Raw genomic sequence first — 15,936 nt, 5'->3', positions numbered from 1 at the left:
TTTTTCGTATGAATGGTTGGTTACTCTATCATATGCATATTGTAAAAATAATTGACAATAAATTCATAAAATTGCATCTTAATTTATTACATTTGGACAAGGTATGACACTTTATACACATATGAACGGATAATAAAACGCTGTCCCGCAAAATACAAGAGACAGCGTTTTGTTATCAAACTATCTGTTTAACAAGCTACCTACATAGCGTAGTAATTCATTTGCTGAAGAAGAATTATAACCATGCTCATCAATTAAACGCGCAACAACATCATTGATTTTCTTAAGCTGATTTTCGTCCGGCGTTTTCGTTGATGTTGTAATTTTCACTATATCTTTTAAATCAGCAAATAGTTTTTTCTGAATCGCTTCACGAAGACGTTCATGTGAATTATAATCAAAGCGTTTTCCTTTACGGGCATAAGCAGAAATGCGAATTAAAATCTCTTCACGGAACGCTTTCTTAGCATTTTCTGAAATTCCAATTTGCTCTTCAATTGAGCGCATTAATTTTTCATCTGGACTCATTTCTTCTCCTGTTAACGGATCACGTAATTTCGATTTATTGCAGTACGCCTCAACGTTATCTAAGTAATTATCCATAAGCGTCTTAGCTGATTCTTCATATGAATAAACAAACGCTTTTTGTACTTCTTTCTTCGCGATTTCATCGTATTCTTTTCTCGCTAATGAGATGAAGTTCATGTAACGTTCACGGTCTTCATTACTAATGGATGGATGCTGATCTAGCCCATCTTTTAAAGATCTAAGTACATCTAACGCGTTAATAGATGGTACCTCTTTTCGAATGATTGTAGACGAAATTCGGTTAATGACATAACGAGGATCAATACCCTTCATACCTTCATCTTGATATTCGCGTTGTAATTCTTCTACATCAATCGCATTATAACCTTCTACCGTTTCTCCATCATACAAACGCATCTTTTTAATTAAATCAATATCCGGACGCTTCGGATCTTTTAAACGAGTTAAAATAGTGAACATTGCTGCAACGCGAAGTGTGTGTGGTGCAATGTGAACATTCGATACATCACTTTCACGAATCATTTTTTCATAAATATGTTCTTCTTCACTTACTCGTAAATTATAAGGAACTGGCATTACAATAATTCTTGAGTGCAATGCTTCATTTTTCTTATTTGCTATAAATGAGCGATACTCTGTTTCATTCGTATGCGCTACAATTAATTCATCTGCTGAAATAAGCGCAAATCTTCCCGCTTTGAAATTCCCTTCTTGCGTAAGCGATAATAAGTGCCATAAAAACTTCTCATCGCATTTTAACATCTCTTGGAACTCCATCATTCCTCGGTTTGCCTTATTTAATTCTCCATCAAATCGATACGCACGCGGATCTGATTCTGAACCATATTCTGCAATCGTAGAAAAGTCCAGACTACCTGTTAAATCTGCAATATCCTGTGATTTTGGATCAGACGGGCTAAATGTACCAATCCCTGTACGGCGATCTTCAGAGAAGAAAATACGCTCTACAACTACATCCTCAATTCTTGATCCGTATTCTTGCTCTAAACGCATGACATTTAGTGGTGATAAATTCCCTTCAATTCTAACCCCATACTCATCAAAGAAATCATCTCGTAAATGATGTGGAATTAAATGCAGTGGATCCTCGTGCATTGGGCATCCTTTAATTGCAAAAATTGCTCCGCGATCTGTTCTTGAATATGTTTCTAATCCTCGTTTCAACATTGTAACTAACGTTGATTTCCCTCCACTAACAGGACCCATTAATAATAAAATTCTTTTTCTAACATCTAATCGTTTTGCAGATGGATGAAAATATTCCTCTACAAGACGTTCTAGAGCATCCTCTAATCCAAAGAGCTGATTACTAAAGAAGTTATACTTTCTTCTACCATCAACTTCTTCAATTCCAGCGTCTTTTATCATATTGTAAATGCGAGAGTGTGCTGTTTGAGCCACCCATGGTCTTTCTTTCACAAGCTCCAAATACTCCGCAAACGTACCTTCCCATTGTAAACGTTCTTCTGCTGCTCGATGCTGTTCAATCTTTTTTAGAATATCCATTATAGCTCCTCCCCCATCTCCTTGTTCAATCGGATTATTATAAAAGGTATGCTAGGATGTCCTTAAACATTCTTTAAATCAAAACGAAATATATAATAGCACGCTAAAATTCTCTCCAAAATTCAAAGAAAATTCTGTATAATATAGGTATTAACATTTTTACACTGCTATTCATTATAAATAAATTCTTTTCTTCTAAGAACCTTACATACATTTTGGATAATAAATAAAACTCATAAACCGAAAACAGTAAGGAGGATATTAGTATGAAATTATTATTAATTTTAGGTGTATCACTCACATTTCTTACAGCTATTTTTACATCCGGTTACAATGACAAACCAGGTACACATAAAAAATGATGTGCTTTTAGCACATCATTTTTTTATTTATAATACATATTTTCCATATCATATTTGGATAGTGGTCGGCTATAATAATAACCTTGTACAAGCTTCACATTCTTTTCTTTCAAAAACTGTATTTGCTCCTTTTTTTCTACTCCTTCTGCAATTATATTCAATTCTAAAGTATGAGCTAAATGAATAATTGCAGCTGTAATATTCGTATCACGTTCATCTATATGTATACCTTCCATAAAAGAACGATTAATTTTTAAAGTATCAATTGGATATGTTTTTAAATAACTTAAAGATGAATAGCCTGTTCCAAAATCATCTAAATGAATCTTTAAATTTTGTTCTTTTAATTGTAGTAACACTCTCTTTGATATATCTTTATGTATAAGAGCTCCTTCTGTAACCTCTATCGCTAATAAATGAGCTGATACATTGTACTTATTTAAAGCCCGTGTAATCATCTCTATTAATGTAATAGAACGAAAGTGTCTAGCTGAAATATTAACCGCAATTGGGACCACTTCATATCCTTTATTTAACCATTCGCGCAGTTGCTGACACACTTGATTTACTACCCATTCATCGAGCTTAATAATAAATCCTGTTCTTTCTGCCAACGGAATAAATTGGTTTGGAGAAACAAATCCTAATTCCTTATTCTCCCACCTTATTAAAGCTTCCATACTAGCTATTTTTTTCGTTTCAATATTAATTTGTGGCTGATAATATAAGAAAAATTCATTTTTTTCTATAGCACGATGTAACTGGTTTTCTATTATAAACCTTTGTTCACGCTCACAGTCTAATCCACTACAATAAAAATGATAATGTCCTTTTCCTTTTTCTTTTGCTTTTTCTAAAGCAGCATCGACCCTCTGAAATAGTATTTTTTCATCTTCTCCATCTGCTGGAGCCATTACAATTCCAATTGATGCACTTAAATATACATCTTCTTCTTCGATTACAAAATATTCACTAATATTTTTCAGTATGCTTTTTGCAACTTCCTCTACATATTCTTTCTTTATATTTTCTATCAACATAACAAATTGATCATCGTGTTCTCTAAATAAGTGCATACCTTCTATTTTTAGATTGCTTAAACATTCTGTAACTTTTTGTAATACTTTATCTCCCTCTTTATGACCAAATGTATCATTAATACGATGAAACTCATCTAAATCTATAAATACAAGCGCAAAATTTACACTCTCATTTAAAAAAGTATTTAACTTATTTGTACATGAAATTCTATTCATTAATCCCGTTAACTGGTCATAGTAAGCTAAATATTCTGTTCGCATTTCGTTTAATACTTGCCTTGTAACATCTCTCGTAACAATATAAATCCCAACAATTTCACCGTTCACAATAATCGGGATAGTTCTCAAAGAAATATATAGCTCGTACCCTTCTTTATGAACATATTTCTTTGAAACAATTTGTTTTGCTTTTCCTTGCATCGATCCCTTAAATATAATTTGAAAATCTTTTTCATATTCTTTATTAATGAATTCAAAAATAAATTTATTATTTAATTCCTCATACCGGTATCCAAATATTTCATACGTTGCCGGATTTGCATATGTAACTCTCCCTATAGAATCTATAGATATAATTGAGTCATTATTATATTCCAGTAACGACTTAAATAACATTTGTTTTTCCTCTATCTTTGTCTTCTCCTCAATTTGAGCTGTAATATCTCTTGTAATGCAAATAACAAATTGACATATTCCTTCTTCGTCGCAGACAGGATTAAGTGAAGATTCATAATGTATCTCACCTTTTGGTAAATTGACTACATCACAAAAGGTGTGTGCTTTCGCTTCTCTCACTACTTTTGCATATTGCCTTTGCAATATCCCCGCTATATCTTTTGGTAATACTTCTGCAAAAGTTTTTCCATAGCACTCTTCGCTTAACCTAGCATAATCCATTCCTATTTTATTCACATACATATATTGAAACGTTTCATTATCAATAACTTTCAATATGAATACTAAATCTTGAATAGCATGTAATAATCCTTGTCTAATTAAATCCATATCTATCATACTTAAAAAGGTATTTTGATTACTATATTCTTCCTTCATATTTATCTCAACCCGTCTTATCTATTTTTAATCATATATCCCATTCTATATGATTATGTCCTCTCTTTTAAATGTATGATTATATATTATTTTTATTTTATAAAAAAAGTCGCCATATGGCGACTTTTAATAAACGATTTCTAAATCTAATCCAGGGTAATTTTGTTGACGGAACGCTTCATAAATTAAAATTGCTGCTGTATTAGATAAATTTAATGAACGTACTTTATCTGTCATTGGAATACGTAAACAATGATCAAAGTTTTCTTCGATTACATTAGCTGGTAAGCCGTTTGTTTCTCTTCCAAATACAAAATAGTAATCCTTCTCACGCTTGCTATAGTCAAACGCTGTATGAGCTTTCTCGCCATACTTTGTTAAATAGAAGAATTCACCGTCTTTATTTTTTTCATAAAATTCTTCAATTGAATCATAATACGTAATTTTTACGTGCTGCCAATAATCTAATCCTGCACGCTTTAACATTTTATCATCCGTTGAAAATCCAAGCGGTCTAATCAAATGTAATTCTGTTCCAGTTGCTGCACAAGTACGAGCAATATTCCCTGTATTTGCTGGAATTTCTGGCTGATATAAAACAACATGTACTCCCACGCGATATTCACCTCTGTTTTTTGTCTACTACGTATTATACCACTTGAGCGAAAAATCTCTACCCATTAATAATATGAAAGAATTTATATTTCATTTGTGGTGTATATTTACTAGAGTCTTCATAGTTCCAATAACGTCGACGGCTATTCGCTGAATGTGCATTTACAAGCGGCATACCATCTGCATCTTTTGCTACTACAATCGTCGTATGATTCCATCTTCCGTCATCCTCGAAATCATAAGCAATGACATCTCCAAGAATAAGTTCTTCTGGCCTCTCTACCGCCTCTGCTCGAAGTCCTGTTGTAGCACCTGACAAATACCAATAAAAAGAATGTGCAACAGCCCAGCTCCAACTCCACTGATTCTCCCTTTGCCACCATCCTTTACGAATATTAGGATACCCGTTCATAGGTACTTCTCCAGTATGAAGACATTGAGAAATGAAATTCGTACAATTATCAGGGAAATTACGATACATAGGATTCCGGTCATCCCACCAACGCTCTGCATATTTCACTGCCTCTAAACGATTATACTGATAAGAACCGTACTTCTCTTTCGTAATATCCCTTTCTAATGTCTCACCCATTCTAATTTCTTCTGACACTTCAATAGCAGAATCGCCTATAATTCGACTATTATTTAAACAAACTCTTCGTTTTAATTGTTCCTCTTCAATATAAAATAATTCTTTATGCTTAATTAAATATTTAAAATGTATTTGATAATCAATTTCTTGATGGTCATTACTATTTAATTGTCTAATGAAAGAAACATCCGCAGTTGCTTTCACTATATGTGCACTTCGCCTTTGAAACAATTGTTTCTTTCTCAGTGCCATTTGTAGTAAATCCTCAGCAATACCATCCACATTCGTTCTTTTCTCCGTTATATATGCTAAAAATTGTTGTACTTGGTTTTCAATCTTCGTTTTTACAACCATTCTGTCTCCCTCCCATATTACAATATGAAAAAGGGAAATATTATCTACTCTTTTTTCTGTGCTAACAATTCAAGCCCGCGATTCATTTCATGAAGCACTTCTTCATCTTTCTCACGTTCCATCGCTTTCTCAATCGCTTCGCCTACTCCATCTCCGCCAATTTTCCCAAGTGCCCATGCTGCCGTTCCGCGTAGTACCGGTCTTGGGTCATCTTTCATAACACCAATTAAATCTGGAATTGCCGATGCTTCTTTAAAATGTGCTAATGCTAAAATCGCATTTCTTTGCAGTGGTTTTTTCCCTCTCCATGACCCTGACATAATCCCATATTTCTCTTTAAAATCACGATTACTAATTGTTAAAAGTGGCGTTAATAATGGTTTAACTAGCTCAGGATCCGGCTCCATCTCAGGATGATTATGAAAATCCATTCCTTTGTTTTTCGGACAAACAGTCTGACACGTATCACATCCATATATGCGATTTCCTATTTTATCGCGATATTCTTCAGGTAGGAATCCTTTCGTTTGTGTTAAAAACGCAATGCACTTCTTCGAATCTAACTGTCCCCCCTGTATTAAAGCACCGGTAGGGCAAATATCGATACATTTCGTACAGCCTCCGCATTGATCTTCTATCGGCTTATCTGGCGGGAATGGAACATTTGTAATCATTTCCCCTAAGTATACGTACGAACCAAATTCAGGTGTAATAATAGAGCAGTTTTTACCGCTCCATCCAATACCAGCACGCTCTGATACAGCTCGATCACTTAATTCACCTGTATCAACCATGGACTTCACTTCTATATCGGGAAGTTTTTCAATTAAATATGCCTCTAATTTTTGCAAACGATCTCGTAAAACAAGATGATAATCTTGTCCCCAAGAAGCACGACAAAAAATCCCACGGCGTTCTCCACGCTTACTTAATGGTGCATTTTTTAATTTTGAAGGATATGCTAAAGCAATCGCAATAATTGATTTAGCACCCGGTAATAACAGTTGCGGATTCGTTCTCTTCTCTATATCAGGCTCTTCAAATCCAGATTGATAATTTAATTGTTGTTGCTGGATTAAGCGCTGCTTTAATTCCTCAAAAGGAGAAGCGCTCGCAAAGCCTATTTTATCTATGCCAATTGTTTTACTATACGCAATTACATCTTGCTTTAATTGTTCAAAATCCACTCTTAATCGCCTCCTCAGATGAATCCACCCCTTATGTAACCACTCTATTGGTTAGTAATTCACGTTTGGAATACTATCATTTACTTCTATTTTCGCATGTAATTATATTTTTCAAACATTAAAAAACGCAATGCCTCGTTTATCTCGGAAACGAAACACTGCGTTGATCACAATTTATAGAAAAACTTTTAATAAAATTTGGAGCGGGTGAAGAGAATCGAACTCTCGACCAGAGCTTGGAAGGCTCTTGTTTTACCACTAAACTACACCCGCAAATATGAATTACATATAAGATATTAGAATAACTTATGTAAAATAGTATAGCATGTAAAAAAAGTAGAGGCAAGAATTTTATCGAAAAAAGTCGAAAAAGTGATGAGAGACCTCATCACTTTTTCAATTCTTTATCAATTGCCTTCTTCATACTATCAAAATCAGGATTTGCAAGATTTCCGTTTACATATACAGAAGGAGCACCTTGAACTTTTAATTTTTGAGCACGATCTGAATCTTTACTTACTTTTTCTTTAATGTCTTTACTGTGTAAATCTTTCTTAAATTGCTCTACATCAACTTTTGGAAGTTTCTCTTTCACAATGCTAAGAAGCAAATCTTCTGTAATCCATTCTTCCGTATCTTTCTTTTGATTTTGATAAATCTCATCATAGAAAATCCAGAATGAATCTTTATCTTGTTTATAAATTGCTTCACCAGCTGCTGCACCTAAATCTGAGTCTTTTCCGATAAATGGGAAGTTAATAAAGTATAACTGCACTTTGCCTTTATCAATATACTCTTCTTTTAATCGAGGTAATACTGTTACATCCCAAGTACGACAAGCAGGACATTTAAAGTCTCCAAATTCAACTACCTTAACTGGAGCATCATCTTTCCCTAAAGATTGTTGCGTAGAATAAGCAAACATCTCATTCCCTTTATCTTTTTTGTCATTTATGATGCTATACGCAATTGTTCCAATTACAATCAATACTGCGATAGAAAAAACTATACCAAGAGCCATGAGTTTATTTGATTTCATATACATTCCTCTTTAAATTCATATTCTGTATACAGCATTGTACACAATACACATAATATCAACACTTATATACGTCACGCAATGAACACGCTCACATAAATTACAAAAACACAATAATTGTGACGATATTGTGTCACAATTTGTCACAATTTATTCAAAAAAAGAAGCTCCTCTGTAGGAACTTCTCTTAACTTACTGCTTTTTTACGCGCGCTATTTAACATCGACTGCTCTATTTTTATATCATGACGAATTACCAATTTCTCACTAACTGCTTGAACATACTCATCATGGCTTATATAGCCTTCTTTCTCCATTAGTCTCAAAACGACATTACGTCTCTCTACTGCTTTATCATAATTTTGGGCAGGTGAGTAATAAGCAGGTGCTTTTACTACAGCAGCCATCATTGCACTTTCAGCCAACGTTAATTGGTTCACCTTTTTACCGAAGTAAAGGTTTGCTGCTTTTTCAATTCCCCATGCTCCTTCTCCATAATAAATATTACTTACATATAATTTTAATATTTCATCCTTCGTAAATGTGCGTTCAATTTTTTTCGTATAAAAAATCTCTTTCCACTTCCGAGAAAATGTACGTTCATTCGTTAAAAAGGCATTTTTAGATAGCTGCTGTGTAATTGTGCTTCCTCCTTGCACGACACCACCAGCCTTTATATTCTCAACAGAGGCCCTAATAATTGCTATATAATCTAAACCGTTATGATGATAAAATCTTTTATCTTCTGTCGCAATAAATGCATGTGTTAATGATTCTGGCACCTCTAACTTAGCCGGTACATGTAATTTACTAATATCACTTTTCTCAATCATTACATTTCCAATGAATAATAACGTACAACTTAACAATAATAATAATATAATGGCTTTATAAAAAAGTTTAGTCATTGGATTTAATGCAACTTTTTGATGATAGTTCACCCTAGATAATACTCGTTCTTTCATCTTGAACACCTCTTTTCCACACAGCATATAACTCTTACTTTAAGAATACATTGTTGTAAAAAAATATCCCATCGATTTCTCTTACACGTACCTTACATCATTGTAAGGTATAAAGTGAAACTTTAATCGGCCCTCATTAATCAAGCTTACTGCCCAGCAAATAGTTGGATAAAAAAGTATTGTATCACAGTCTTTTTTTATCTACTATTCATCTGAAATATTGAATATAGGTTATGTTAAAGTACGAATAACCAATAAAAGAGAAACCCTTAAGACTATTATATTTTCACTTTACACTTTAATTATATCATCTACAAATATATATACTTTTGACTATCTAGTAATCTAAATGTATATAACATATAGATTTATTATACAGAACAAACGTTCCCAAAATCAATACTAGTGCTATTATTATTTTGACCTTTTTCTTAAACAGTATACAAAAAAAGAGTAGTGATTCGAATGTATCTCAAATCGGCTACTCTTTTCTTTACAATCTTCCTATTAAATTATACGGCTGTACTTCCCACGTTTCATACGGAATAAAATGTGTTGCTCTCATTGCATCAAGCGTTCTAGATTTCATATGAGGACGCGTTATATACTCATCTATGTTCTCTTCATTTAAATCAACAAATTTAGCCTCTTGTATTTCTTCAGGTTGAATTTTTATTTCACCACTTATATATGCTACTTTAAAAACAACAGCTAGAATATGCATAGAAGTATTATAATAAACGCCTGTAATTCCGATAGGCTTCACCGTTAACCCTGTTTCCTCTTTTATTTCCCTACAGACAGCTTGATCGAGCGCTTCGCCTTCTTCTACCTGTCCTCCTGGCAACTCCCACGTATCAGCTCGCCAGTGCACTTTTGTTAATAACACTTCATTTTTTTCATTTGTTAAATAACCTGCTACAGCAACGATATGCTTTGGTGTCTTATGTTCCATATTAAGCCTCCTAGAGATAATGAATATTTTATATATCCCTATAATCATATTCCCTACCTACAACAAAATACCTTTAATACTTCATCACCTTAATTAACTTCATAAAAAAGACCCTATCCGCTAAGCGAAAAGGGTCATCTATCGTATTACTCTCCTAAGTCTACGTTGTGATAAACTTGTTGAACATCTTCTAAATCTTCTAATGCATCAACCATTTTCTCAAATTGTGCTTGAGCATCTTCAGGAAGTGTTACATCACTTTGTGCAAGCATTGTTAATTCTGCAACTGTAAACTCCTCAACGCCAGCACCTTTAAGTGCAGATTGTACTGCATGAAATTGATCTGGTTCAGCATACACGATAACAGAATCTTCTTCTTCTAGAATGTCACGTGCATCTACATCTGCTTCCATTAAAATTTCAAGAACTTCATCTGATGTTTTACCTTCAAGGCCGATAACAGCTGTCGCATCAAACATGTAAGCTACAGAACCGTTCACACCCATATTACCACTGTTTTTGCTAAATGCAGCTCGTACATCTGCTGCAGTACGGTTTACGTTATTTGTAAGTGTATCTACAATAACCATAGCTCCATTTGGTCCGAATCCTTCATAACGAAGCTCGTCATAATTTTCTTCTGAACCGCCTTTTGCTTTTTCAACTGCACGATCAATAATTGTTCTTGGAACATTGTATGTTTTCGCACGCTCTAATACAACTCTTAGTGCTTGGTTTGATTCTGGATCTGGCTCGCCTTGTTTTGCTGCCACATAAATTTCACGCCCAAATTTCGCGTATATACGGCTTGTATTTGCATCTTTTGATGCTTTTTTGTCTTTAATATTGTTCCATTTACGGCCCATACTTTCCACTCTCTTTCCCGTTTTAAATCTACATAAAAATATTAATATGAAATATAATGTGTGTTCAACACATTTTTAAAAGAAATATAAAAAGTTCATTTTTGATTCATATTACAGACATAATATAAATCACTATCATTTTGTTCTTTCGACAAGTTATATTATACATGAATTCCTACGTTTATTACGAATTTTAGAAGCACATAGTATAATTTAACAAAAAGACTCTAACATTTCTGTTACAGTCTTTTTATATTGCCAATAAAGATTTCCATATTATTCCCATAATTGTTTTCTATTGTTGTATAATAAAAATAGGAAAAAATTTGAAGGAAAGATAGAAGGTGAATTATGACACATTCAAAAGACAAAAAATCACATGCTTTTAAAGGAATAGGAGAGAAGTTAAACCCAACTATCTATCAAGTGAGATTCATGAAATTAGATGAACCAATTCGATTTGAGTCGTTTCCTGAATTAAAGGAATTAGGAGACTGGTTGAGTACTTCAACGCACATGTGGTCATGCCACTCAACTATGTACAAATACAACAGAGAAGAGTTTGAAAAGAAGTTCTTAGAAATTACGAAATTAACAGCTGATCATGTACTAATATCTACTGGTGGCGTCGGATTTAACTTCATGTCACCAGGTTGGAGAAATTCTCTATAAAATAATGAAATTATATAAAGGGATAAAAATTTATCCCTTTATTGTTTTGTAGCTTTCCCCAACTGTATCGCATGTACTAAATGAATAAGTTTACCTTAATCATTTATAACCATTTCACCAACACACCATTTTTGCTTATTTTATAGTATGATGAAAACATAAAAAGACTCTACACATTTGGTGTAGAGTCTTTTATTACGCCGTTCATGATACCGATGGTCGGGGTCGAACCGACACTCCCGAAGGAACACGATTTTGAGTCGTGCGCGTCTGCCAATTCCGCCACATCGGCACAAAAGAAAAGGCGGCAACCGGATTTGAACCGGTGATAAAGGTTTTGCAGACCTCTGCCTTACCACTTGGCTATGCCGCCATATAAAGTTTTATTGGAGCGGAAGACGGGATTCGAACCCGCGACCCCAACCTTGGCAAGGTTGTATTCTACCACTGAACTACTTCCGCAAAAATGGCTGGGCTAGCTGGATTCGAACCAGCGCATGACGGAGTCAAAGTCCGTTGCCTTACCGCTTGGCTATAGCCCATCGAATTCTTACTTAATTATATGTAAGTATCCATTAGATTATTTGTAATTTTTAAAATAAAAATGGGGCGACTGATGGGAATCGAACCCACGAATGCCGGAGCCACAATCCGGTGCGTTAACCACTTCGCCACAACCGCCATGTTGTGTAAATATATTTGGCAGGGGCAGTAGGAATCGAACCCACACTGGAGGTTTTGGAGACCTCAGTTCTACCTTTAAACTATGCCCCTATGTAAATGGTGGAGGGGGGCAGATTCGAACTGCCGAACCCGAAGGAGCGGATTTACAGTCCGCCGCGTTTAGCCACTTCGCTACCCCTCCGAAACTTACATGGTGCCGGCTAGAGGACTTGAACCCCCAACCTACTGATTACAAGTCAGTTGCTCTACCAATTGAGCTAAGCCGGCGTATTTTATTAAAATAAATGGTGGCTCGGGACGGAATCGAACCGCCGACACGAGGATTTTCAGTCCTCTGCTCTACCGACTGAGCTACCGAGCCTTATTAAAATGGCGGTCCCGACCGGGGTCGAACCGGCGATCTCCTGCGTGACAGGCAGGCATGTTAACCACTACACCACGGGACCATTTGGTTGCGGGGACAGGATTTGAACCTGCGACCTTCGGGTTATGAGCCCGACGAGCTACCGTGCTGCTCCACCCCGCGATAATACTATTCATATAAAATTTATATGGTGGAGGATGACGGGATCGAACCGCCGACCCCCTGCTTGTAAGGCAGGTGCTCTCCCAGCTGAGCTAATCCTCCAAAGTGGTGACCCGTACGGGATTCGAACCCGTGTTACCGCCGTGAAAGGGCGGTGTCTTAACCACTTGACCAACGGGCCAAATATTATAAATCCTATGGCGGAGAGCAAGGGATTCGAACCCTTGATACGCTTGTGACGTATACACGATTTCCAATCGTGCTCCTTCGGCCAACTCGGACAGCTCTCCAATGGCTCCGCAGGTAGGAATCGAACCTACGACCGATCGGTTAACAGCCGATAGCTCTACCGCTGAGCTACTGCGGAATAATATTGCCTGGCAACGTCCTACTCTCACAGGGACAAGGTCCCAACTACCATCGGCGCTAGAGAGCTTAACTTCCGTGTTCGGTATGGGAACGGGTGTGACCTCTCTGCCATCATTACCAGACATTATTCTTTTGAGACAATCATTATTATAACTTATTTACTTTAAAAGTCAACAAGTTTTTTATGTTCTCTCAAAACTAGATAACATTGCTACATATTATATGGTTAAGTCCTCGATCTATTAGTATTCGTCAGCTCCACATGTCACCATGCTTCCACCTCGAACCTATCAACCTGATCATCTTTCAGGGATCTTACTAGCTTACGCTATGGGAAATCTCATCTTGAGGGGGGCTTCATGCTTAGATGCTTTCAGCACTTATCCCTTCCGCACATAGCTACCCAGCTATGCCCTTGGCAGAACAACTGGTACACCAGCGGTGCGTCCATCCCGGTCCTCTCGTACTAAGGACAGCTCCTCTCAAATTTCCTACGCCCACGACGGATAGGGACCGAACTGTCTCACGACGTTCTGAACCCAGCTCGCGTACCGCTTTAATGGGCGAACAGCCCAACCCTTGGGACCGACTACAGCCCCAGGATGCGATGAGCCGACATCGAGGTGCCAAACCTCCCCGTCGATGTGGACTCTTGGGGGAGATAAGCCTGTTATCCCCGGGGTAGCTTTTATCCGTTGAGCGATGGCCCTTCCATGCGGAACCACCGGATCACTAAGCCCGACTTTCGTCCCTGCTCGACTTGTAGGTCTCGCAGTCAAGCTCCCTTATGCCTTTGCACTCTACGAATGATTTCCAACCATTCTGAGGGAACCTTTGGGCGCCTCCGTTACACTTTAGGAGGCGACCGCCCCAGTCAAACTGCCCACCTGACACTGTCTCCCGGGTCGATAAGACCCGTAGGTTAGAATTTCAATACAGTCAGGGCGGTATCCCACCAGCGCCTCCACCGAAGCTAGCGCTCCGGTTTCAATGGCTCCCGCCTATCCTGTACAAACTGTACCAAAATTCAATATCAGGCTACAGTAAAGCTCCACGGGGTCTTTCCGTCCTGTCGCGGGTAACCTGCATCTTCACAGGTACTATAATTTCACCGAGTCTCTGGTTGAGACAGTGCCCAAATCGTTACACCTTTCGTGCGGGTCGGAACTTACCCGACAAGGAATTTCGCTACCTTAGGACCGTTATAGTTACGGCCGCCGTTTACTGGGGCTTCAGTTCAGAGCTTCGCTTACGCTAACCCCTCTCCTTAACCTTCCAGCACCGGGCAGGTGTCACCCCCTATACTTCGCCTTACGGCTTCGCAGAGAGCTGTGTTTTTGCTAAACAGTCGCTTGGGCCTATTCACTGCGGCTTTCCGTTAAGAAAGCACCCCTTCTCCCGAAGTTACGGGGTCATTTTGCCGAGTTCCTTAACCAGAGTTCTCTCGCACACCTTAGGATTCTCTCCTCGCCTACCTGTGTCGGTTTGCGGTACAGGCACCTTTTATCTCGCTAGAAGCTTTTCTTGGCAGCGGGGAATCAAAGACTTCGCTCCATAAGGAGCTTCCCCATCACAGCTCAGCCTTCACGATAAGCGGATTTGCCTACTTATCAGCCTAACTGCTTGGACGTGCACAACCAATCGCACGCTTCTTCTATCCTTCTGCGTCCCTCCATTGCTCAAACGATAAAGAGGTGGTACAGGAATATCAACCTGTTGTCCATCGCCTACGCCTGTCGGCCTCGGCTTAGGTCCTGACTAACCCTGAGCGGACGAGCCTTCCTCAGGAAACCTTAGGCATTCGGTGGACGGGATTCTCACCCGTCTTTCGCTACTCATACCGGCATTCTCACTTCTAAGCACTCCACCAGTCCTTCCGGTCTGACTTCACTGTCCTTAGAACGCTCCCCTACCACTGATACCATTGGTATCAATCCGCAGCTTCGGTGGTGTATTTAGCCCCGGTACATTTTCGGCGCAGAGTCACTCGACTAGTGAGCTATTACGCACTCTTTAAATGGTGGCTGCTTCTAAGCCAACATCCTAGTTGTCTAAGCAACTCCACATCCTTTTCCACTTAATACACACTTTGGGACCTTAGCTGGCGGTCTGGGCTGTTTCCCTTTTGACTACGGATCTTATCACTCGCAGTCTGACTCCTAAGGATAAGTCATTGGCATTCGGAGTTTGACTGAATTCGGTAATCCGATGAGGACCCCTAGTCCAATCAGTGCTCTACCTCCAAGACTCTTACACTTAAGGCTAGCCCTAAAGCTATTTCGGGGAGAACCAGCTATCTCCAGGTTCGATTGGAATTTCTCCGCTACCCACACCTCATCCCCGCACTTTTCAACGTGCGTGGGTTCGGGCCTCCATTCAGTGTTACCTGAACTTCACCCTGGACATGGGTAGATCACCTGGTTTCGGGTCTACGACCACGTACTAAACGCCCTATTCAGACTCGCTTTCGCTGCGGCTCCGCCTCTTCAGCTTAACCTCGCACGGGATCGTAACTCGCCGGTTCATTCTACAAAAGGCACGCCATCACCCGTTAACGGGCTCTGACTATTTGTAGGCACACG

10 protein-coding genes, 16 tRNA genes and 2 rRNA genes (1 of these 28 running past the window's edge) are annotated in these 15,936 nt (G+C 37.9%); 1 reads left to right on the top strand and 27 read right to left on the bottom strand.

The window, feature by feature from the left end; genetic code table 11:
• Positions 1-180: 180 nt before the first annotated feature.
• The 10 genes from GD442_RS02800 to GD442_RS02755 form a co-directional block, all read right to left on the bottom strand.
• Complete coding sequence (locus tag GD442_RS02800; protein ID WP_000353273.1) at positions 181-2,076, bottom strand: PrkA family serine protein kinase; 1,896 nt, start codon at positions 2,074-2,076, stop codon at positions 181-183.
• A 385-nt stretch (positions 2,077-2,461) separates the two neighbouring features.
• Positions 2,462-4,531, bottom strand: coding sequence for a sensor domain-containing protein (locus tag GD442_RS02795; protein ID WP_159365033.1), 2,070 nt, complete (start codon positions 4,529-4,531; stop codon positions 2,462-2,464).
• Between the two features lie 126 nt (positions 4,532-4,657).
• Complete coding sequence (trmL, locus tag GD442_RS02790) at positions 4,658-5,146, bottom strand: tRNA (uridine(34)/cytosine(34)/5-carboxymethylaminomethyluridine(34)-2'-O)-methyltransferase TrmL (RefSeq protein WP_000538147.1); 489 nt, start codon at positions 5,144-5,146, stop codon at positions 4,658-4,660.
• Between the two features lie 58 nt (positions 5,147-5,204).
• Positions 5,205-6,092, bottom strand: a complete 888-nt coding sequence (locus tag GD442_RS02785; RefSeq protein ID WP_000260591.1) for an amidase domain-containing protein — start codon at positions 6,090-6,092, stop codon at positions 5,205-5,207.
• A 44-nt stretch (positions 6,093-6,136) separates the two neighbouring features.
• Entirely contained in the window at positions 6,137-7,279 is a 1,143-nt protein-coding gene (queG, locus tag GD442_RS02780) for a tRNA epoxyqueuosine(34) reductase QueG (protein ID WP_000345215.1), read from the bottom strand.
• 199 nt (positions 7,280-7,478) lie between these two features.
• A tRNA-Gly gene (locus GD442_RS02775) sits at positions 7,479-7,552 on the bottom strand.
• A 115-nt stretch (positions 7,553-7,667) separates the two neighbouring features.
• Positions 7,668-8,318, bottom strand: coding sequence for a DsbA family protein (locus GD442_RS02770; protein ID WP_000841307.1), 651 nt, complete (start codon positions 8,316-8,318; stop codon positions 7,668-7,670).
• Between the two features lie 187 nt (positions 8,319-8,505).
• Positions 8,506-9,282, bottom strand: a complete 777-nt coding sequence (locus GD442_RS02765; RefSeq protein WP_000664715.1) for a transglycosylase domain-containing protein — start codon at positions 9,280-9,282, stop codon at positions 8,506-8,508.
• Positions 9,283-9,775: 493 nt separating this feature from the next.
• On the bottom strand, positions 9,776-10,237 hold the full coding sequence (locus tag GD442_RS02760) for an NUDIX hydrolase (RefSeq protein WP_000400455.1): 462 nt from the start codon (positions 10,235-10,237) through the stop codon (positions 9,776-9,778).
• A gap of 146 nt (positions 10,238-10,383) precedes the next feature.
• Positions 10,384-11,103: a YebC/PmpR family DNA-binding transcriptional regulator gene (locus GD442_RS02755; RefSeq protein ID WP_000532952.1), complete on the bottom strand. Its 720-nt coding sequence runs from the start codon at positions 11,101-11,103 to the stop codon at positions 10,384-10,386.
• Positions 11,104-11,454: 351 nt separating this feature from the next.
• Between GD442_RS02755 and GD442_RS02750 the strand changes: the two genes are divergently transcribed.
• Complete coding sequence (locus tag GD442_RS02750; protein WP_000149743.1) at positions 11,455-11,775, top strand: DUF3884 family protein; 321 nt, start codon at positions 11,455-11,457, stop codon at positions 11,773-11,775.
• A gap of 210 nt (positions 11,776-11,985) precedes the next feature.
• Here the strand turns inward: GD442_RS02750 and GD442_RS02745 are convergent.
• The 17 genes from GD442_RS02745 to GD442_RS02665 form a co-directional block, all read right to left on the bottom strand.
• Positions 11,986-12,067 (bottom strand) — tRNA-Leu (locus GD442_RS02745).
• A gap of 10 nt (positions 12,068-12,077) precedes the next feature.
• A tRNA-Cys gene (locus GD442_RS02740) sits at positions 12,078-12,148 on the bottom strand.
• 14 nt (positions 12,149-12,162) lie between these two features.
• Positions 12,163-12,237: transfer RNA gene (locus tag GD442_RS02735), tRNA-Gly, on the bottom strand.
• A gap of 5 nt (positions 12,238-12,242) precedes the next feature.
• Positions 12,243-12,317 (bottom strand) — tRNA-Gln (locus GD442_RS02730).
• Positions 12,318-12,380: 63 nt separating this feature from the next.
• Positions 12,381-12,456 (bottom strand) — tRNA-His (locus GD442_RS02725).
• Positions 12,457-12,475: 19 nt separating this feature from the next.
• Positions 12,476-12,549: transfer RNA gene (locus GD442_RS02720), tRNA-Trp, on the bottom strand.
• Positions 12,550-12,556: 7 nt separating this feature from the next.
• A tRNA-Tyr gene (locus GD442_RS02715) sits at positions 12,557-12,640 on the bottom strand.
• 10 nt (positions 12,641-12,650) lie between these two features.
• Positions 12,651-12,726, bottom strand: a tRNA-Thr gene (locus GD442_RS02710).
• A gap of 18 nt (positions 12,727-12,744) precedes the next feature.
• Positions 12,745-12,820: transfer RNA gene (locus GD442_RS02705), tRNA-Phe, on the bottom strand.
• A 9-nt stretch (positions 12,821-12,829) separates the two neighbouring features.
• Positions 12,830-12,905 (bottom strand) — tRNA-Asp (locus tag GD442_RS02700).
• 3 nt (positions 12,906-12,908) lie between these two features.
• Positions 12,909-12,985: transfer RNA gene (locus GD442_RS02695), tRNA-Met, on the bottom strand.
• A 26-nt stretch (positions 12,986-13,011) separates the two neighbouring features.
• Positions 13,012-13,087 (bottom strand) — tRNA-Val (locus GD442_RS02690).
• A gap of 4 nt (positions 13,088-13,091) precedes the next feature.
• A tRNA-Glu gene (locus GD442_RS02685) sits at positions 13,092-13,166 on the bottom strand.
• 17 nt (positions 13,167-13,183) lie between these two features.
• Positions 13,184-13,275, bottom strand: a tRNA-Ser gene (locus GD442_RS02680).
• A gap of 2 nt (positions 13,276-13,277) precedes the next feature.
• Positions 13,278-13,352, bottom strand: a tRNA-Asn gene (locus tag GD442_RS02675).
• An 8-nt stretch (positions 13,353-13,360) separates the two neighbouring features.
• Positions 13,361-13,476 (bottom strand): 5S ribosomal RNA (gene rrf / locus GD442_RS02670).
• 100 nt (positions 13,477-13,576) lie between these two features.
• A 23S ribosomal RNA gene (locus GD442_RS02665) occupies positions 13,577-15,936 on the bottom strand (it continues 562 nt past the right edge of the window).

This window comes from Bacillus sp. A260 (assembly GCF_009861435.1).
Classification (GTDB): Bacteria; Bacillota; Bacilli; order Bacillales; family Bacillaceae_G; genus Bacillus_A; species Bacillus_A cereus.
The sequence above is the reverse complement of the archived record's forward strand: the minus strand, read 5'-3'. Positions and strand labels throughout refer to the sequence as shown.

Excerpts from the sequence above, each read along its gene's own strand:
- GD442_RS02800 (WP_000353273.1), bottom strand. The coding sequence starts at position 2,076 with ATGGATATTCTAAAAAAGATTGAACAGCATCGAGCAGCAGAAGAACGT.
- GD442_RS02795 (WP_159365033.1), bottom strand. The coding sequence starts at position 4,531 with ATGAAGGAAGAATATAGTAATCAAAATACCTTTTTAAGTATGATAGAT.
- GD442_RS02785 (WP_000260591.1), bottom strand. The coding sequence starts at position 6,092 with ATGGTTGTAAAAACGAAGATTGAAAACCAAGTACAACAATTTTTAGCA.
- GD442_RS02770 (WP_000841307.1), bottom strand. The coding sequence starts at position 8,318 with ATGAAATCAAATAAACTCATGGCTCTTGGTATAGTTTTTTCTATCGCA.
- GD442_RS02765 (WP_000664715.1), bottom strand. The coding sequence starts at position 9,282 with ATGAAAGAACGAGTATTATCTAGGGTGAACTATCATCAAAAAGTTGCA.
- GD442_RS02760 (WP_000400455.1), bottom strand. The coding sequence starts at position 10,237 with ATGGAACATAAGACACCAAAGCATATCGTTGCTGTAGCAGGTTATTTA.
- GD442_RS02755 (WP_000532952.1), bottom strand. The coding sequence starts at position 11,103 with ATGGGCCGTAAATGGAACAATATTAAAGACAAAAAAGCATCAAAAGAT.
- GD442_RS02750 (WP_000149743.1), top strand. The coding sequence starts at position 11,455 with ATGACACATTCAAAAGACAAAAAATCACATGCTTTTAAAGGAATAGGA.